Origin of the sequence: Streptomyces sp. S063 (genome assembly GCF_002832675.1) — a bacterium.
Taxonomy (GTDB): domain Bacteria; phylum Actinomycetota; class Actinomycetes; order Streptomycetales; family Streptomycetaceae; genus Streptomyces; species Streptomyces sindenensis.
This window is the reverse complement of the sequence record NZ_CP021707.1, coordinates 5,630,115-5,646,961: the sequence shown is the minus strand read 5'-3', so window position 1 is coordinate 5,646,961 and position 16,847 is coordinate 5,630,115. Positions and strand designations below refer to the sequence as shown.

General features: G+C 70.8%; 17 protein-coding genes and 3 pseudogenes. 7 read left to right on the top strand and 13 right to left on the bottom strand.

Going from position 1 to position 16,847, the window contains the following annotated elements; translation table 11 throughout:
- Window positions 1–324 precede the first annotated feature (324 nt).
- The 3 genes from CCZ36_RS26105 to CCZ36_RS26095 all read left to right on the top strand — a co-directional run bounded on the left by CCZ36_RS26105 (window position 325) and on the right by CCZ36_RS26095 (window position 3,201).
- Window positions 325–1,536: a glycoside hydrolase family 64 protein gene (locus tag CCZ36_RS26105; RefSeq protein WP_206515812.1), complete on the top strand. Its 1,212-nt coding sequence runs from the start codon at window positions 325–327 to the stop codon at window positions 1,534–1,536.
- 175 nt (window positions 1,537–1,711) lie between these two features.
- Window positions 1,712–2,383 (top strand): peptidoglycan-binding domain-containing protein, encoded by a 672-nt coding sequence (locus CCZ36_RS26100; RefSeq protein ID WP_443069820.1) that lies wholly within the window; start codon window positions 1,712–1,714, stop codon window positions 2,381–2,383.
- A gap of 203 nt (window positions 2,384–2,586) precedes the next feature.
- Entirely contained in the window at window positions 2,587–3,201 is a 615-nt protein-coding gene (locus tag CCZ36_RS26095) for a YceI family protein (RefSeq protein ID WP_069739139.1), read from the top strand.
- 81 nt (window positions 3,202–3,282) lie between these two features.
- Here the strand turns inward: CCZ36_RS26095 and CCZ36_RS26090 are convergent, their stop codons facing one another.
- The 4 genes from CCZ36_RS26090 to CCZ36_RS26075 form a co-directional block, all read right to left on the bottom strand.
- Window positions 3,283–4,314 (bottom strand): iron-siderophore ABC transporter substrate-binding protein, encoded by a 1,032-nt coding sequence (locus CCZ36_RS26090; protein WP_069741769.1) that lies wholly within the window; start codon window positions 4,312–4,314, stop codon window positions 3,283–3,285.
- Between the two features lie 101 nt (window positions 4,315–4,415).
- Window positions 4,416–5,270, bottom strand: coding sequence for an ABC transporter ATP-binding protein (locus CCZ36_RS26085; protein ID WP_069739180.1), 855 nt, complete (start codon window positions 5,268–5,270; stop codon window positions 4,416–4,418).
- A gap of 19 nt (window positions 5,271–5,289) precedes the next feature.
- Window positions 5,290–6,375: a FecCD family ABC transporter permease gene (locus tag CCZ36_RS26080; protein ID WP_069739141.1), complete on the bottom strand. Its 1,086-nt coding sequence runs from the start codon at window positions 6,373–6,375 to the stop codon at window positions 5,290–5,292.
- The gene (locus CCZ36_RS26075; RefSeq protein WP_069739142.1) at window positions 6,372–7,439 is read right to left on the bottom strand and encodes a FecCD family ABC transporter permease; all 1,068 of its coding nucleotides are present in this window, start codon (window positions 7,437–7,439) and stop codon (window positions 6,372–6,374) included. The genes CCZ36_RS26080 and CCZ36_RS26075 overlap by 4 nt, the downstream gene beginning before the upstream one ends.
- Window positions 7,440–7,675: 236 nt before the next feature.
- Between CCZ36_RS26075 and CCZ36_RS26070 the strand changes: the two genes are divergently transcribed.
- Window positions 7,676–8,254, top strand: coding sequence for an MSMEG_1061 family FMN-dependent PPOX-type flavoprotein (locus tag CCZ36_RS26070; protein ID WP_128818682.1), 579 nt, complete (start codon window positions 7,676–7,678; stop codon window positions 8,252–8,254).
- Between the two features lie 205 nt (window positions 8,255–8,459).
- On the opposite strand, the gene CCZ36_RS35990 is transcribed toward CCZ36_RS26070, so the two are convergent.
- Window positions 8,460–9,107: a DUF6518 family protein gene (locus tag CCZ36_RS35990; protein WP_237302745.1), complete on the bottom strand. Its 648-nt coding sequence runs from the start codon at window positions 9,105–9,107 to the stop codon at window positions 8,460–8,462.
- A gap of 88 nt (window positions 9,108–9,195) precedes the next feature.
- A complete protein-coding gene (locus CCZ36_RS26060; RefSeq protein WP_128818681.1) occupies window positions 9,196–9,600 on the bottom strand; it encodes a VOC family protein in 405 nt (134 codons plus the stop codon).
- A gap of 298 nt (window positions 9,601–9,898) precedes the next feature.
- Here CCZ36_RS26060 and CCZ36_RS26055 point away from each other — a divergent pair, with 298 nt between their 5' ends.
- The gene (locus tag CCZ36_RS26055; protein WP_069739144.1) at window positions 9,899–10,195 is read left to right on the top strand and encodes a hypothetical protein; all 297 of its coding nucleotides are present in this window, start codon (window positions 9,899–9,901) and stop codon (window positions 10,193–10,195) included.
- Window positions 10,196–10,308: 113 nt separating this feature from the next.
- On the opposite strand, the gene CCZ36_RS26050 is transcribed toward CCZ36_RS26055, so the two are convergent.
- The gene (locus tag CCZ36_RS26050; RefSeq protein ID WP_069739145.1) at window positions 10,309–10,917 is read right to left on the bottom strand and encodes a GNAT family N-acetyltransferase; all 609 of its coding nucleotides are present in this window, start codon (window positions 10,915–10,917) and stop codon (window positions 10,309–10,311) included.
- An 82-nt stretch (window positions 10,918–10,999) separates the two neighbouring features.
- On the opposite strand from CCZ36_RS26050, the gene CCZ36_RS26045 reads away from it, so the two are divergent.
- A complete protein-coding gene (locus CCZ36_RS26045) occupies window positions 11,000–11,473 on the top strand; it encodes an NUDIX hydrolase (protein ID WP_128818680.1) in 474 nt (157 codons plus the stop codon).
- Between the two features lie 50 nt (window positions 11,474–11,523).
- Here CCZ36_RS26045 and CCZ36_RS26040 read toward each other — a convergent pair whose 3' ends face one another.
- The 6 genes and pseudogenes from CCZ36_RS26040 to CCZ36_RS26015 all read right to left on the bottom strand — a co-directional run.
- Entirely contained in the window at window positions 11,524–11,721 is a 198-nt protein-coding gene (locus CCZ36_RS26040; protein ID WP_128818679.1) for a hypothetical protein, read from the bottom strand.
- Window positions 11,722–11,871: 150 nt separating this feature from the next.
- A pseudogene (locus tag CCZ36_RS26035) lies at window positions 11,872–13,394 on the bottom strand (catalase).
- Window positions 13,395–13,540: 146 nt separating this feature from the next.
- Window positions 13,541–13,807, bottom strand: coding sequence for a GlsB/YeaQ/YmgE family stress response membrane protein (locus tag CCZ36_RS26030; protein WP_069739149.1), 267 nt, complete (start codon window positions 13,805–13,807; stop codon window positions 13,541–13,543).
- A gap of 193 nt (window positions 13,808–14,000) precedes the next feature.
- A complete protein-coding gene (locus CCZ36_RS26025) occupies window positions 14,001–14,606 on the bottom strand; it encodes a dihydrofolate reductase family protein (RefSeq protein ID WP_069741776.1) in 606 nt (201 codons plus the stop codon).
- A 142-nt stretch (window positions 14,607–14,748) separates the two neighbouring features.
- Window positions 14,749–15,717: an NAD(P)/FAD-dependent oxidoreductase gene (locus CCZ36_RS26020; RefSeq protein ID WP_069739151.1), complete on the bottom strand. Its 969-nt coding sequence runs from the start codon at window positions 15,715–15,717 to the stop codon at window positions 14,749–14,751.
- Window positions 15,718–15,818: 101 nt separating this feature from the next.
- Window positions 15,819–16,226, bottom strand: a pseudogene (locus CCZ36_RS26015) (ATP-binding protein); the annotation flags it as partial.
- A 104-nt stretch (window positions 16,227–16,330) separates the two neighbouring features.
- Here CCZ36_RS26015 and CCZ36_RS35985 point away from each other — a divergent pair.
- Window positions 16,331–16,771, top strand: a pseudogene (locus CCZ36_RS35985) (DUF5753 domain-containing protein); the annotation flags it as partial.
- Window positions 16,772–16,847 lie beyond the last annotated feature (76 nt).

Here is a 16,847-nt window from a genome sequence, read left to right as displayed (position 1 = left end):
CCGTCCAACAACCCCGATGCGTTAGTCCAAGTCGCATCGGCGGGGCCCGGCTCGCGGACCGTTCACCTCTTGGCCGGGAAGCCCCCTCCGGTCACGGTTCGCACCCGCTCGGTTCCGGCAAGTACCTTCTCGGGGCGTCGAGTTGTGAAGACTCAAAACTTTTGAGAGCGCTCTCAGTCACATGTATTGACGGTCGCGCCGGGCCTCGCGAGAGTGGTGCGCACCGCAGGCACCCCCCACGGTTCCTGACCCTCCCCGCACCACCCCCCACCCCCGCCTGCGGCCCCCCACCACCTCGGGAGTCCTCTCGTGATTTCACGTCGAATGTTCCTGACCGGCGCCGCCGCATCGGCCGCGGCGCTCACGTACCCCGCCTGGGGCACCGCTCTGAGCCCCCGCGCGTCGGCGGCCCCCGCCACCTGCGAAATCGCCCTGGAGAACAAGTCGTTGCCGGGCACGGTGCACGCGTATGTGACCGGCCGCGAGCTGGGCACCGACCGCTGGGTGCTGCTGAAGCCGGACGGCGGCGTCTACCGCCCCGACTCCCCCGGCGCGCCGCGGACGCCGCTGCCCGTCGACTGCGCCATCCCGCTCAAGGGCGCGGGCGCGGGCCCGGTCGTGCTGACCCTGCCGCAGATGTACGGGTCCCGGGTCTACTTCGTCCGCGACGACAAGCTGGACTTCTTCCTCAACCCGGGTCCGTCCCTCGTGGAACCGGCCTTCGCGACGCCGACGGACCCGAACTACGGGCGGACCTGGGCGTTCGCCGAGTTCACCTTCAACACCGAGCAGCTGTACTCCAACATCAGCTACGTGGACCTGATCACCGCGCTCCCGATCGGCATCACGCTGGAGGGGGACGCCACGCACGTCGTGGCCCCGCACCCGGAGGGCGCGGTGGACCGGATCGCGGAGGGCCTCACCGCCCAGGCGGCCGCCGACGGGCAGCCCTGGGACCAGCTGATCACCCGGGGCGACGACGGCAAGGTGCTGCGGGTCGTCTCGCCGCAGAACATCATGGCCCCGTACTTCGACCGGCCGGACGAGATGCCGTTCCGGGGTCTGTTCGAGGCGCAGATCGACGAGGTGTGGGAGAAGTACCGCTCCGAGGACCTGCGGATCGACCTCCAGGGCGGCCGGGGCACGCGGGCGGGCCGGGTGAGCGGCGACGTCCTCACCTTCGAGGGCGGCCACACCTTCACCAAGCCGCAGACGAAGGACATCTTCACCTGCAACCACGGGCCGTTCACCAACAACCCGGACGACTCCGACGACAAGAAGGCGATCCTGGCGCGGCTGGCCGCGGGCTTCAACCGCTCGATCATGCTGACCCACCCGAGCCAGCCGAACGGCACGTCCGCGTCGGACTACTACAAGGCCGCGGTCACCAACCACTGGTCCCGGGTGGTCCACGCGAACAGCCCGATCGGTTACGCGTTCCCGTACGACGACGTACGCCCGGACGGTGAGCCGGACGTCTCGGGCGCGGCGCACGACGGAAATCCGCGCCGCTTCACGGTGAGCGTGGGCTCCTGACCCCCGCCCGGTAGGCCCGCGTGTGCCCCGGCCCCTGGAATTCTCCGTGCGGCGGGGGCACACGCACGTCCACTCCGGACCCCCTCACCGGATGGAAACCCGATATTCCATCAATTGACACGATGTGTGGCGTTCTTGACTTCGTGGCACCACCCCGGGACGGTGCCGTATGCGAATGAACCGACTCCCCCACCGGCTGCTCACGGCCGTCGCCGCCGGACTCCTGCTGACCGCCGCGCCCCCGGCGCACGCGGACCCCGCCCCGCCGCCGTCACCCGCCCCGCAGGCCTCGGGCGCACACGGTCTGCGCGCGTTCCAGCAGAGCTACGGCCTGCCCCCGACCGGCCGGGTGGACACCGCCACCGCGCAGCTGCTCAGGGCCGCCCCGGACAGCGAGCTGCGAACGTTCTTCGCCGCCCCCTCGGACCTCGGCCCGGAACAGCTCGCCCACGCCAGGACGGTCATCGGCGTCGGAAAGGGGGCGGAGCTCTCCGAGGAGGCGCAGGTCATCGCCCTGATGACGGCGATGCAGGAGTCGAAGTTCGTCAACTACACCTCGCCGGTCGACCACGACTCGCTCGGTGTCTTCCAGCAGCGCCCGAGCATGGGCTGGGGCACTCCGGCGCAGATCACGCACGTACCGACCGCGTCCAAGTCCTTCTACGGGCTGCCTTCACCCAGCGCCAATCCGGGACTGCTCCAGATCGACGGCTGGGAGTCGATGGAGCCGGGCGATGTGTGCCAGGCGGTCCAGCGGTCCGCGCATCCGGACCGGTACGCGCAGTGGGAGGACTTCGCCCGGGACCTGCTGGAGCAGGAGGGCCCGGACGCCGCCCCGATCCCGTAGGCCCTGAGGAGCCGGGGGGCCGCCCCGGTGCGGGGCCCCCGGCGTACGCCTCTCAGCAGCCGCCGCAGTTGTCGGGCCGAGTTCTACGCGCGTCACCAGAGGGCAACGCGCAAGAACGGTTGAACTTTGAACAAGATGGCGTTATGGTCGATCTCGTTGAAGGTTAAACAATCTTGACGCACCCCGTCCCCCGAGGAGGAGCCATGGCTCTGTTCAACCGCAAGCCGTCCACCGCCGCCGTCGCCGAGGCCCCCGCGGTCGACCCGGCGCTCGCCGCCCTGACCGGCACGTACACCGTTGACCCGGCGCACAGCAGCATCGGCTTCACGGTGCGCCACGCGATGGTCACCAATGTGCGCGGCTCCTTCGGCGAGCACGAGGGCACCCTGGTGCTGGACGGCACGGACCCGGCGAACTCCTCCGCCTCCATCGACGTGAAGATCGCCAGCGTGGACACCGGGATCGCCGACCGCGACGGCCACCTGGTCAGCGGCGACTTCTTCGACGCCGAGACGTTCCCGCTGATGACGTTCCGCTCGACCAAGGCCGAGCAGCTGAGCGGCGAGACCTACCGGATCACCGGAGACCTCACCATCAAGGACGTCACGCGCCCGCTCTCCATCGACCTGGAGTTCAACGGCTCCGCCACGGACGTCTACGGCAACGAGCGCGTCGGGTTCGAGGGCAGCGCGGACATCCTGCGCTCCGACTGGGGCCTGACCTGGAACGCGGCGCTGGAGACCGGTGGCGTGATGGTCAGCGACAAGGTGAAGCTGACCTTCGACATCTCCGCGATCAAGGCCGCCCCGGCAGCCTGACCGGCTCGATACGCACACGCGCGGCGCCCCGCACCCGGATCTTCCGGGACGGGGCGCCGCGCGTGCGTACGGAGGTTACGGCTACTTCGCGACCTTCTCCGCGAAGAGTGGGACGACCTTCTCCAGCGCGTACGAGACGGACAGGACCGAGTCCGTCGCGAACGCCTGGGAGATGTCCTTGTCGTCGAAGACGAGGGCGTGGCCCGCCTTCACCGACGGGACGGCCTTGTACAGCGGGTCGTCGCTGATGTCCGTGGCCGGGATGCCGATCGGGGTCATGACCGTCAGGTCGGCGTCGAGCAGGTCCAGGTTCTCCTTGGATACGGACACGGAGAAGCCCTCGCCCGCCTGGGCCTCGGCCTTCGGGTTGTTCTTGAAGCCGAGCCGCTCGACGAAGTCGACGCGCCCGGTGCCACCGACGTAGACACCGAACCCCTCGGACGTACGCGAGCCGACCGTGATGGTCTTGCCCTTGAAACCGGGGTGGGCCTTCGCGGCGGCCTCGAATTTCTTCTCCGTCTCCGCGATCAGCTCCTTACCCTTCTCCGGTACGCCCATGGCGGCGGCGATCATCGTGGTCTGCTGCTCCCACGAGATCTTGTACTGGTCGCCGCCCTTCGGCACGCCCACGGTCGGGGCGATCTTCTTCAGGGTGTCGTAGCGGGTCTGGTCGCCGCTGGACTTGGTGTCCAGGATCAGGTCGGGCTGGAGGGAGGCGATCTTCTCGAACTCCGGCTCCATCGTGCCGATGAGCTCGGGCTTCTTCTCGTACATCCCCTTGGCCCACGGGCCGACGCCCTCGCCCCCGAACGGCAGCCAGTCGCTGGCCCCGACCGGCTGGCCGCCGAGCGCGAGCACGGTCTCGGCGTCGCCCCAGCCGAGCGCGACGATGCGCTTGGGCCGCTTGTCGACGGTGACCTCGCCGAACTTCGTCGCCACCTCGGCGGGGAAGGCACCCTCGGACGCGCCGCCGGAGACGGAGGAGGCCGCGGAGCTGTCGGAGTCGTCCGACGAACCACAGGCCGAGAGGCCGACGAGCAGGGCGGCGACGGCGCCGGCCACGAGGGCGGGGGTGCGGCGGGCGCGCCGGGCGCGGGAAGCGGAAGCATTCATATCTTTAGGTTAGCCTCACCTAATGACAACGGTGCCATCGGGTTGACCAGACGTACTCCTGGCCCCGCGGGCCCGGGTGTCCGCTCCCGCACGTACTGGGCTCAGGCGGCCGGGTCCTTCACGTGGTGGCGGCCCAGCGGCACGACCATCGGGGTGGCCGACGCCGGGTCCTCGATCACCGAGCAGCGCATCCCGAAGACCTCGCCGACCAGGTCCGCCGTCACGATGTCGACCGGCCGGCCCTCCGCGACGATCCGCCCCGCCTTCATCGCGATCATGTGGTCCGCGTACCGGCAGGCCAGGTTCAGATCGTGCAGCACGGCCACCATCGTGACGCCCTGCTCGCGGTTGAGGTCGGTGAGCAGGTCCAGGACGTCGAGCTGATGGCTGGCGTCGAGGAAGGTCGTCGGTTCGTCCAGCAGCAGGATGTCCGTGCGCTGGGCGAGTGCCATCGCGATCCAGACCCGCTGACGCTGGCCGCCGGACAGCTCGTCCACCGACCGGTCGGCGAGTTCGAGGACGTCCGTCGACAGCAGCGCCTGCGCGACCGCCCGGTCGTCCTCGGCGCTCCAGCGGCGGAACCAGCCCTGGTGCGGGTAGCGGCCTCGCCCGACCAGGTCGGAGACCGTGATGCCCTCCGGGGCGGTGGGGCTCTGCGGCAGGATGCCGAGCACGGAGGCGACCTCCTTGGTGGGCGTCTCCTGGATGGACCGGCCGTCCAGGAGCACGGCCCCGGCGGAGGGGGCCAGCAGCCGGGCCATCGCCCGCAACAAGGTCGACTTGCCACAGGCGTTGGGGCCGACGATGACCGAGATCTTCCCGGGCGGCACGGCCACGCTCAGACCGGGGACGATCTCACGTTCGCCGTAGCCGAGCCGGACGTCCCGGGCTTCCAGAGTGTGTTCGGCCACGGCAGGGCCACGCCTTTCGTCATCGTCTTCTCGACATGTCGCCATGTCCTGGGACTTCTCCATGTCAGCCCCCGCTGCCCACGCGGTTGGCGCGGGCCAGGAGCAGGAGCAGATACGGGGCCCCGATGATGCTGGTGACCACGCCCACCGGCAGCTGTACGGGGAACAGGTGCTGCGCCGCGAAGTCCGCGACCAGGACGATCAGCGCCCCGGTCAGGGCGGCCTGCGGCAGGGCCGCGCCCCGGCCCGGGACCAGCCGGCGGGCGATCGGGGCGGCGACGAACGCCACGAACCCGATGGGTCCCGCGGCGGCGGTCGCGATCCCGGCGAGCGCGGTGGCGCAGGCCAGCAGCGCGAGCCGGCCGTGCTCGACCTTCGCGCCGAGCCCGGCGGCGGCGTCGTCCCCGAGCTGGAGGGGGCGCAGCGCGTGGGCGGCGAGGACGGTCAGCGGTACGAGGAGGCCGAGGGCGATGAGCAGCGGCCACACCTGGTTCCAGGAGCGGCCGTTGAGGCTTCCCGCGAGCCAGCGGAACGCCTCCTGTGCGTCGGTGACCTCGGAGCGGGCCATCACGTACCAGACGACGCTGGAGAGCCCCATGCCGACGCCGATGCCGACGAGGACCAGGCGCTGTCCGGCGATGCCCTGCCGCCAGGCGAGCAGATAGATGGCGGCTCCGGCGACGAGGGAGCCGGTCAGGGCGCTCGCCGAGAGCCCGAGTCCGCTGACCTGGAAGAGCAGGGCGGCGGTGACGGCGACCGCGCTGGCCCCGGCGCTGATGCCGATGAGGTCGGGGCTGGCGAGGGGGTTGCGCAGGACGGTCTGGAAGACGGCTCCGGAGAGTCCGAACGCGATGCCGACGAGGATCGCGAGGAGGGCGCGGGGCAGCCGCAGTTCCAGCACGACGAACTGCGATCCGCCGTCGCCGCCGCCGAACAGGGTGGCCACGACCTTCCCGATCGGCATCACCATGTCGCCGAAGCCGAGCGAGAGCCCGAACACGACCACCACGGCCACGAACAGGCCGGAACCGGCCAGGACCGAGCTGCGCAGGCCCCGGCCGCGTACGGCGGTGACCTGGCGTACGGCGTCGGCGAGCCGCTCCCGGTCCGCGTCCGGGGCGTCCTTCGTCACGACGGGCGCCCGGCTCACAGTTCCACCAGCTTCCTGCGCCGGACCAGCCAGATGAAGGGGATGCAGCCGATGGCGGCCGTGATCACGCCGACCTGCACCTCGCCGGGGCGGGCGATGACCCGGCCGGCGATGTCGGCGACGAGCAGCATGACCGGGGCGAGCACCATGCTGTACGGGAGCACCCAGCGGTAGTCGGGCCCGGTGATGAGGCGGGCGGCGTGCGGTACGGCGAGCCCGACGAAGCCGATGGGCCCGGCGACGACGGTGGCCCCGCCGCAGAGGATCACCACGGCCAGGGCGGAGACCATGCGGATGGCCCCGACGCGCTGGCCGAGGCCGCGGGCGAGGTCGTCGCCGAGGGAGAGGGCGTTGAGCTGCGGTCCGAGAGCCAGGGCGAGAACGGTGCCGACGAGGATGAACGGCGAGACCTGCCACAGCACCTCGGAGCTGCGGGCGGTCAGCGCACCGAGCTGCCAGAACCGGAACTGGTCGTAGCTGCCCCGGTCCTGGAGCAGGATCGCGCTGGTGATCGAGGTGAGGACGGCGGCGGTCGCGGCCCCCGCCAGCGCCAGCTTCACCGGTGTCGCACCTTCCCGCCCGAGCGAGCCGACCCCGTACACGAGGAGGGCGGCGAGCAGCGCGCCGAGGAAGCCGAACCAGATGAACTGGGTGGCGACCGTGAACCCGAGCAGGGTGATCGAGCAGACGACGGCCACGGACGCGCCGGCGTTGATGCCGAGGAGCTGGGGGTCGGCGAGGGGATTACGGGCGACGCCCTGCATCACCGTGCCCGCGAGGCCGAGCGCCGCGCCGGCCAGCAGCCCGGCGACGGTGCGCGGGATGCGGACCTCCAGAACGATGAGCTGGCCCTTGACGGCCGTGTCCGGGTCGAGCACCCCGTCCACGACGTCACGGAAGGGCACGTCGCCCGAGCCGATGGCGAGGCTGGCGACGGCGGTGAGGAACAGGACGGCGAGGGCGGCAAGCAGCCCGAGGGCGAGCACGGGGCGGCTGCGCTTGCGCCGCGCTTCCTGGCCGCCGCCGGAAGGTTTCTCCTTCTCCAGGAGGGCCGAGCCGCTCACGACCCGGCCGCCGGGGCAGCCGGAATGCGGTGGTGCACTGCTCTTCGTTCCTCACGCTGGTTCGTCGGCGCCGGGGCCCCCTGGACACGCGAGACACCCTCGTCACCGGTCCGCCCGGACAGGGAACAGGGCCGTTCCACCCCGGGCGGGGAACACAAGGGGGCCCAAAGTAAGGTCACCCTAACAGCGCCTGTCACGTGGCGCGCTGCCGCACCCACGAACTCCGGAGCACCGCCTTGTCGTACGCCGCCGATCCCACCGCGCCCGCCACCGATCCGCTGGCCGGGACCGTGCCTCTGTGCTCGGCGGACGAACTGCGCGAGCTTCTGGGCACTCCGCACCCGATCGTCATCGACAAGGTCCACGACCGGCTCACCGACGACGACCTGGACCTGCTGGCCCGCTCACCGTTCTGCACCCTGGCCACGTCCGACGCGGACGGCAACTGCGACGCGACCCCGCGCGGCGACACCCCCGGCTTCACTCATGTCCTGGACCGGGGCACGATCGCCCTCCCCGACCGTCCGGGCAACCGCCGCGCGGACAGCTTCCACAACATCCTGGCGAATCCGCGGGTGGGCCTGCTCTACCTGATACCGGGCGCGATGGACGTCCTGCGCGTCAACGGCCGCGCCCGCATCCTCACGGACGCCCCGTTCTTCGACGCGATGACGCTGAAGGGCCAGCGCCCGAAGCTGGCGCTGGTCGTCGAGATCGACGAGATCTTCCGCCACTGCCCGGCGTCGCTGAAGCGGTCGGGGGTGTGGGCGCCTCAGACGTGGGAGGGAGCGGAGGCCCGCGTCGGTGGCGAGTGACACGTGCGATCTCGGCCGACACAGGTGACGGCACGACGGTCCGTACGGTCGGCGCGCACGCACGACGGTCCGTACGGGGGGCGCGCACGGCGTCCGGCAACTCATGGGCCGAGGGGTCGACTGGCCGCGGATGACCTGGGTGACGGTCTCCGCACGAACGCTGGACGCCACCACCGACAGACGCGTTCCAGGCCTGTGGACCCACTCAGCCGGACACCGCGTCCAGGAGGCCGTAGAGGATTTGGTACGTGAGGAAGGACGCGGGGATCGCCACGGCGAGGCTCAGGCCGCGCTCCTTCCAGGTGCGCCCCAGCAGCACCGGAAGGCCGCAGGCGAGAGCCCCGCAGGCCACCGCCTGAGGCGCGTACCCCAGGACGAGCCAGTAGTGGAGGCCTTCACTGCCGAAGAGACCGCCGAGCGCGCCGAGCGCCATGTAACGCCGCCAGGGTTGCGCACCGCGCCTCGACCACGCGCCCGCGATGCCGAACAGCGGCCCCGCGACACACGCCATGGCGAGCCAGAGCAACGGAAAAGTGAGAGAGCCCATTCCGTTCCGCCCGAACTCGGCGTACCCGTAATAGCCGACGACGAGCCCGATCTCCGCCAGGGCTCCGGCTGCCGCCAGAACGCGATGGCCGTCGGTACGGTTCGCGAGGGCGACCCCAGCGACGAACGCGAACACCGTCCAGACCGCTCCGGAGTTCGCCAAGTTGTTCCACGCCCCGGGCAGCCAGCCCTGCGACAGGTTCGTCAAGATGCCCCCGACGAGCCCGGCGCCGAGGCACAGAGCAGACGCGCCCGGGACATTCTTCGAGCGCGGACGGGGTGGGGCGATCGCATCGGTAGCAGCCATGCCCCGACTATACACAGAGTCTATACGCGCGGTTTATACGTGTGGTTCATAGCCGGACGCCGCCCGGGCGGATGACGCCAGAGGCCGATCACGGCCACGTCCGGGTCGACAGCACCAGCAGATAGCCGTCCGGGTCCCGGAGTGTGACGCCCCAGGTGTCCCAGTACGGATTGTGGGCGGGCACCCGGGTGCCGCCGTGCTGTTCGAGCCGCTCCACCAGGGCGTCCGGGACCTCCTCCCCGAGGTAGACCACCAGCAGGTCCTCGGGCGTCGGGCGCGGTTCGACCGGGGCCGACGGGTCGTGGACGAGTTCCAGGTGCCAGGCGGCGCCGGGCCGGCCGGCCATGAGCAGCGAGTGGTGGCCGGGGGTGCCGTCGGCCTGGTGGCGGTACTGGACGGCGAGGCCGAGCCCCGCGACCCAGAAGCGTTCGGCCGCCGCGAGGTCGCGGGACGGGCGGGCGATGCGCACATGGGCGGTGGCGTCTGTCGGCATCGGGGAACCTCCTGGCGGGGTGGGGTTCGTCGATGGTGGAGGACCACGCGTCCCCGGACCTTACGGAGCGAAGCGTCGCCTGCGCATCGGGCACTCGCCCTACGCCCTCGGCCGTAGATCGCGGTCGCCGCCCGAGCGGCCGGCCGTGCCGATGCGTCGCCCGAAGGCGCGCGCCCCTCTCGTGCGCGCCGGTCCGTCACCTCTCCGCACGCTCACCCGAATGCCGCGTCCCCTCGGCCCGGCCCTGTCGTTGTCGGGATGTGACAGCTGAAGTCTCGCAGAGAAATGTGCCGACCCCATGACTGAAGAAACCATCCTGCTCAGGGACTTCCTCGCCACGATGAACCGCTTGCAGGCGGATTTCGAACGGCGACTCGACGGCATCGAACGCGACGCCCCGCCGGGGTCGCCATCGCACGGCGGCTCCCGCGCGATGGCAGACCCCTGGCAGCCCTGGAGCAGTCACGACCTGGGCCGCCCGCTCGGACTGGAGGCCATCTGGGCCGATGCCCGCCGGTCGCCGGTGGCGCGTGCGGACGGATCCGAAGCACGACCCCGGGTGGAGAAAGCATTCTTCTCCGGCTACCCCGACTGACCGGCCGACCCCGGCTCTGCTGGGCGACCCGCCCCGCCGGGCCGCTCCCCGCCCGGATTCCGGAGAAACGTTCCCGCCCTCGCGGGAGCGCCCCTGCCCCTGCCCCTGTCCGGTCAGACAGCACGCGGCTCGCGCCGCATCACCCACAGCACCGGGCCCCCGCCCGGCAGGGCCGCCTCGCCCAGCACCGTGAAGCCGAAGTGCTCGTAGAACGGCAGGTTGTCCGGCTTGGAGGACTCCAGGTAGACCGGCAGGCCCGCCGCATCGGCCTGGGCGAGTCCGGAACGCAGCAGCGCCGCTCCGTGGCCCTGGCCCCGGGCGGCCGGGTCCGCGCCGACGACCGCCAGATACCAGTGCGGCTCCTTCGGGCCCTGCTCGGCGGCCGCCGCGACCGCGTCCCGGAACAGCGGCGCCCGGTCGCCGAGGATCTCCTCCAGCTCCGCGACCGTCTCCGCGTCGGGCACGGTCTTCTCCTGCCCCTCCGGCGCCACCCAGAACGCGGCCGCCGACGCGGTGCGCTCGCACACCCCGTGGCGGCCGTACTGCCGGGTGAAGATCGTGGTGAAGTACCGGACCAGGTCGGGCTCGCGCGAGGCCCCGCCGGGGAAGAACCACTCCATCATCGGGTCGTCGGCGAAGGCGCGGGCCAGGGTACGGCTGATCTCCGGGGCGTCGTCGAGCGTGGCTGCCTGCGGAGTGTTCGTCATCGACATACGGGTCATTCTGCACGTTGATGATCTTGAGCCGGGAGGGGGGTCCCCGGCCCCGGACACCGTTTCCGGATTCCAGGGATAGCCTCGCGCCATGGATCGGCGACTGGCCGCGTACGCGGTGTGCATCGAGGACGGCCGGGTGCTGCTCGCGCTGGCCGTGGGCCCGGACGGCGACCGCACCTGGACCCTCCCGGGCGGCGGGGTCGAGCACGCGGAGGACCCGTTCGACGCGGTGACCCGGGAGGTCGCCGAGGAGACCGGTCTGGAGGCCGTGGTCGAGCGCCTGCTCGGCGTGGACTCACGGGTGGTCCCAGCGGGCGAACGCCGCCGTCCGGGCGAGCCCGAGCTGCAGAACGTCGGCGTCTTCTACGGTGTCCGCGTCACCGGCGGCACGCTCCGTCCCGAGCCGAACGGCGACACCGCCGAGGCCGTGTGGACTCCGCTGTCCGGGGTCGCCCGCCTGCGCAGGTCGTCACTGGTGGACATCGGGATCACCCTGGCGCAGACCCTCCCGCCCACCGGGCACGTGGAAGCTGTCCCCGTCGGCGGGCTGGTTCAGCACTGAGGAGGGCCGGGCGGCGGTGGCGCGTGCCACGGAATCACCGCCCGGCCGGATCAGTGGCGGCTGGAGATCCAGGCCCAGATCGCCGCCACCACCACGCCCAGCAGGACCGCGCCCGCCACGACCGCCAGTAGCACCGTCAGCCCGCAGCCTCCCGCGATACGGGCGTGCACCTTCGCCTTGAGCGCCTCGGCCTCGGCGTCCGGGTTCCGCTCGGACTCCTCGCCGCCGTACCAGTCGTATCGCCGCATCGTCGCCCCCCGGGGATGAGGCCGGCCTGGAACCGGCGATCGGCACGGCCTCCCCGGCCCTCGGTACGCGGGCGACCGACCGGGCCCACGCCACAGGCCCCCGCCCGTCGGCCGACGGGCGGGGGCCTGTGGCGTGGGCCCGGAGTGGCGCTACGCCTTGCGCTGCATCGACGAGCGGGCCGGGTTGGCCTGCTCTGCCGCCTTCGGGTCCTTCTCGCCGGCCTTCGCGCGGACGCCCTCCTCGATGCGCTTGCCGATGGTTCCGTCGATGTTGGACCAGTACTGGAACGCACGCTGGAGAACCGGCTCGGTCACCCCGTTCAGCAGGTGGCCGACCACGTTGTCCACCAGCCGGTCGCGCGCCGCGTCGTCCAGGACCTCGCGGACCATCGTGCCCGCCTGGCCCCAGTCGTCGTCCTCGGCGTGGTCGACGTAGGCCGCCCGGGTGATGTCGCCGTCGGCGTACCAGCTCGGCGGAGTGCCGTAGCGGGCCGTGTCGGCCGCAGGGCCGCCCTTGGAGTTCGGGGCGTAGACCGGGTCGGTGGTCTTCCGGTACGCCATCGCCCCGTCCTTGGAGTACGTGTGCACCGGGACGACGGGCGCGTTGACGGGCAACTGCTGGTAGTTGCCGCCGATGCGATAGCGGTGCGAGTCCGCGTAGCTGAACAGGCGGGCCAGCAGCATCCGGTCCGGGCTCGGGCCGATGCCGGGGACGAGGTTGTTCGGCTGGAACGCCGCCTGCTCGATCTCGGCGTGGTTGTCCGTCGGGTTGCGGTCCAGCGTCATGCGGCCGACCTCGATCAGCGGGTAGTCGCCGTGCGGCCACACCTTGGTCAGGTCGAACGGGTTGAACCGGTAGTCCTTCGCGTCCTCGTACGGCATGATCTGGACCTTCAGCGTCCAGCTCGGGAAGTCGCCGTCCCGGATGTGCTCGAAGAGATCACGCGTGTGGTAGTCCGTGTCCGCGGCGGCCATCTGGTCCGCCTCGTGCTGCGTGAAGTTCTCGATGCCCTGGTCGGTCTTGAAGTGGTACTTCACCCAGAACCGCTGACCCTCGGCGTTGATCCACATGTACGTGTGCGAGGTGTAGCCGTTCATGTGACGCCAGGTGCGCGGGATGCCCCGGTCACCCATCAGCCAGGTGACCTGGTGGGCCGACTCCGGCGAGAGGGTCCAGAAGTCCCACTGCATGTCGTGGTCGCGGAGGTTGTTGTCAGCCCGGCGTTTCTGCGACCGGATGAAGTGCTGGAACTTCATCGGGTCCTTCACGAAGAACACGGGGTGTTGTTGCCCACCATGTCGTAGTTGCCTTCGCTGGTGTAGAACTTCACGGCGAAGCCGCGCGGGTCCCGCCAGGTGTCCGGGCTGCCCCGCTCGCCGGCGACGGTGGAGAACCTGATGACCAGGTCGGTCGTGGTGCCGGGCTGGAAGAGCGCGGCCTTCGTGTACGCGGAGACGTCCGCGGTCACCTCGAACTTCCCGAAGGCGCCGCTGCCCTTGGCGTGCGGCTGGCGTTCGGGAATGCGTTCGCGGTTGAACTGGGCCATCTGCTCGATCAGGTAGGAGTCCTGGAGCAGGATCGGCCCGCCCGGGCCGACGGTGAGCGAATGCTCGTCGCTCTCCACCGGGGCACCGGAGTCGGAGGTGGTCGGCTTACGGGTCGTGTCCGTCATGTCCTCGTGTCCTCGTGTCCTCGTGTCGGTCGTGCGCGGGAGCGGAGGCCTCGGCTCGGCCCGGCTCCACGGCTGCCCTGTCGCGCCTCTGCCAATGTAGGCATATGCGGACGAATCGTCCCGTCGGGCCGACGCGGTCACCCGCGTCAGCGCGCCCTGTTCCCCGTGACCACGCGGTAGAGGGCGAGCACGATCACCGAACCGACAACGGCGGCGATCCACGTCGACAGGCTGAAGAACCCGTCGATCGAGTCGACCCCGAAGATCACCTTGCCGAGCCAGCCGCCGAGCAGCCCGCCCACGATCCCGATCAGCATCGTGATGAGGCAGCCTCCCGGGTCCTTGCCCGGCATCAGTGCCTTGGCGATGGCGCCCGCGAGCAGGCCGATGAGGATCCACGCGATGATGCCCACGAAAAGTCTCCTTCTGGTGTTCCGGCTCCCGGCGGTCCTGGTTGCTCCCCGGGCACCCTCCGCGTATCCCCGTAACCGGAATTCACACACCCGCCGGGCGAAGTCCGTCACTCCGGCGGCCCGTATTCCGTGTGCCCGCGTTACGCCGGACGGGGGCGGGCGGCGGCATTCGGCACGTGAGGGCGTGGCTCCGTCACGCGGGGAGACCGAGCGGCGGGTGATCGAGCACGCGGGGCTTGTACTCCACCAGCTGGGTCCGGCCGTCGAAGGTGCGGTGCTCGATCATCTCCAGGGCGACGTCGGGATAGCCGTCGTAGATGCGTTCCGAGCCCGTGGCCCCGGTGATCACCGGGAACATCACGACCCGGAAGCGGTCGACGAGCCCGGCCCGCAGCAGGGACCGGCACAGGCTGAGGCTGCCGATCGTGCTGAGGAGCCCCGAGCCGTTCTCCTTCATCGCGCGGACCGCCCCGACGGCGTCGTCGCGGACGAGGGTGCAGTTGGCCCACGTCAGCGGCTCCTCCAGGGAAGAGGAGAACACCACCTTGGGCGCGCGCGTGAGTTCGTCGACGGACGCCTCTTCCTCGGGCCTGAACTCGTCCTGGCCGCCCGGAACCTCGCCGGCGGCGAAGCCGGACATCAGGCGGTAGGTGTTCGCTCCCATGAGGTGAGTGACCTCGGGCTGCTCACCGAGCCAGGCCAGGTACTCCGGGCCTTCGAGGCCCCAGAATCCGGGCCAGCCCTCCCCCGATGCGTAACCGTCCAGGGAGGTGATGAAGTCGACGAGAAGCTCCGACATGGCGGTGTCCTTTCCTCGGATGACGACCCTCGGTAGCCCTGACCCCGCCCCTGGCCGTCATCAACCTCGGGTGTCATGTACTTGGACCGGTCCCGGGCCGCGAACTCATCGGACCCGTTCGCTTCTCGACGGCGAAGAGCCGCTACGCCCGCCGGGCCGCCACCGCCAGCCGGGTGTCCTCGGTGATCAGGTCTCCGTTGACCGCGCCCCCCGCCATGAGGCCCGCCGCGGCGGCACCGATGACCTGCTCGGTGAGACGGGTGACGTTGCCCGCCGCCCAGACCCCGCGAACCGTCGTCGCGCCGGTCGGATCGGTCGGGATGTACGAACCGATCACCGTCCCGCCCATCTCCTGCGCCACGGGCTCCAGCCCCAGCGACTCCAGGACCGCCGAACGGGCGGTGAACCGTGCCTGCACCACCAGCGCCTCGCGCGGTACGACCCGGCCGGACGCCAGCGTCACGCCGGTGAACCGGTCGTCCGCGACCTCCAGCCCCGTCACCTCGCCGTCCACGACCGCGACCCCCCGGGCCGCCAGCTGCTCGTACTCCTCCTCCGTGGGCTCCGGGCCCGTGTGGAGGAAGAGGGTCACGTCGTCGCTCCACTGCCGCCACATCAGCGCCTGGTGCACGGCGAGCGGGCCGGTGGCGAGCACGCCGATCGGGCGGTCCGCCACCTCGTGGCCGTGGCAGTACGGGCAGTGCAACACCTCGCGCCCCCACCGCTCGGCAAGACCCGGCACGGGCGGCAGCTCGTCCACGAGCCCGGTCGTCACCAGCAGCCGGCGCGCCTCGACGCTCCGGCCGTCCTCGGTCACCACCCGGAAGCCCCGCTCTTCCCCGTTCCCGGGCAGCCGCTGGGCCGAGGCCACCCGGCCCTCGACGATCTCCGCCCCGTACCCGGCGGCCTCGCCCCGGCCGATCGCCAGCAGCTCGCCCGGCGGGGTCGACTCGCGGCCCAGGTAGTTGTGCACGTGCGAGGCAGGAGCGTTACGGGGCTCCCCCGCGTCGATCACCAGCACCGAGCGCCGGGCCCGCGCCAGGGCCAGGGCCCCGCTCAGACCGGCGGCCCCGCCACCCACGATCACCACGTCGTACCGCTGCTGCTCCATGTCGCTCCTCCTTCGTCACACGGCATGACCACCGCTCGATGACGAGAGTGCGCCCGTACGGCCAAAACGACAAACATCCTTGCCGAAATAGCAAGTCGTTCGATGCTGAACTCGCACCACACGATCTTTCCGGGGTTCCGCTCGGCCACACCCCACTTGTCCGCCAGCGCCGCGACGAGCAGCAGCCCGCGCCCGCGTTCGTCGTCGGCCCCCGGCAGTCCGTCCGCCCGACGCACCTCGCCGTCACCGCTGTCGTGCATCTCGACGCGGATGATGCTCTCGACCCGCTCCAGGTAGATGTGGAGCTTGAAGCCACGCCCCGGGGGCACGCCGTGCCGGAGCGCGTTGGTCGCCAGCTCGGTCACGCAGAGCAGCACATCGTCGGCCCGCTGCTCACACTCCCACTCGACGAGCACCTTGCGGGCGAACTTGCGTACGACCGGGATCGACCTGCGCTCACGGCAGTAGAAGGCGGCGCGGAAGTACGGGAGTTGGGTTGTCTCGTTCATGCTTCCACGCTCACACGGAGTTACTACGCTGGAGCAGAGCGGAGAGACGTACAAAAGGTTTTGTACGGGTTCTGACGGGTTGGCAGCGGGGCCGGAACGACGCGGTGAGTCTGATCTCGTACGAGTCTCAGCTCATCCCGGGACTGCTCCAGACCGAGGCGTACGCCCGCTTCATCTTCGGCTGCAACTACCCGCCGCTCGAAACGGAGGAGATCGAGAAGCGGGTGGCGGACCGGCTCGGCCGCCAGAAGATCCTGGAGCGCAAACCCCGGCCCATCCTTCACTTCATCCTGGAGGAGAGCATCCTGCACGCCCAGATGGGCGATCCCGATGTCATGCGGGAGCAGCCCCTCCACCTGCGGCGCTGCATGGATCTGCCGTTCGTCACCATTCAGATCATGCCTCGCAAGACCCCTCGGCACGCCGGTCTTTCGGGGCCGCTCATTCTGCTGGAGACACCCGACCACGACGGGCTCGCCTACGTCGACGGCCAGCTGCGCGGAGAGCTGTACGACGAGCCCGCCGACGTCAGTGCGCTGATGCAGAGGTATGGGATGCTGCGTTCCCAGGCGCTCACCGTCGCGGAGAGCACCCGGCTACTGGACGCGCTGCTTGACGCAC

Bases quoted from the DNA above. Each gene is read 5' to 3' on its own strand.
- CCZ36_RS26020 (WP_069739151.1), bottom strand. From the start codon at position 15,717: ATGGAGCAGCAGCGGTACGACGTGGTGATCGTGGGTGGCGGGGCCGCC.
- CCZ36_RS26090 (WP_069741769.1), bottom strand. From the start codon at position 4,314: ATGAATGCTTCCGCTTCCCGCGCCCGGCGCGCCCGCCGCACCCCCGCC.
- CCZ36_RS35990 (WP_237302745.1), bottom strand. From the start codon at position 9,107: ATGGCTGCTACCGATGCGATCGCCCCACCCCGTCCGCGCTCGAAGAAT.
- CCZ36_RS26100 (WP_443069820.1), top strand. From the start codon at position 1,712: ATGAACCGACTCCCCCACCGGCTGCTCACGGCCGTCGCCGCCGGACTC.
- CCZ36_RS26105 (WP_206515812.1), top strand. From the start codon at position 325: ATGTTCCTGACCGGCGCCGCCGCATCGGCCGCGGCGCTCACGTACCCC.
- CCZ36_RS26055 (WP_069739144.1), top strand. From the start codon at position 9,899: ATGACTGAAGAAACCATCCTGCTCAGGGACTTCCTCGCCACGATGAAC.
- CCZ36_RS26060 (WP_128818681.1), bottom strand. From the start codon at position 9,600: ATGCCGACAGACGCCACCGCCCATGTGCGCATCGCCCGCCCGTCCCGC.
- CCZ36_RS26050 (WP_069739145.1), bottom strand. From the start codon at position 10,917: ATGACCCGTATGTCGATGACGAACACTCCGCAGGCAGCCACGCTCGAC.
- CCZ36_RS26045 (WP_128818680.1), top strand. From the start codon at position 11,000: ATGGATCGGCGACTGGCCGCGTACGCGGTGTGCATCGAGGACGGCCGG.
- CCZ36_RS26025 (WP_069741776.1), bottom strand. From the start codon at position 14,606: ATGTCGGAGCTTCTCGTCGACTTCATCACCTCCCTGGACGGTTACGCA.
- CCZ36_RS26040 (WP_128818679.1), bottom strand. From the start codon at position 11,721: ATGCGGCGATACGACTGGTACGGCGGCGAGGAGTCCGAGCGGAACCCG.
- CCZ36_RS26085 (WP_069739180.1), bottom strand. From the start codon at position 5,270: ATGGCGACATGTCGAGAAGACGATGACGAAAGGCGTGGCCCTGCCGTG.
- CCZ36_RS26095 (WP_069739139.1), top strand. From the start codon at position 2,587: ATGGCTCTGTTCAACCGCAAGCCGTCCACCGCCGCCGTCGCCGAGGCC.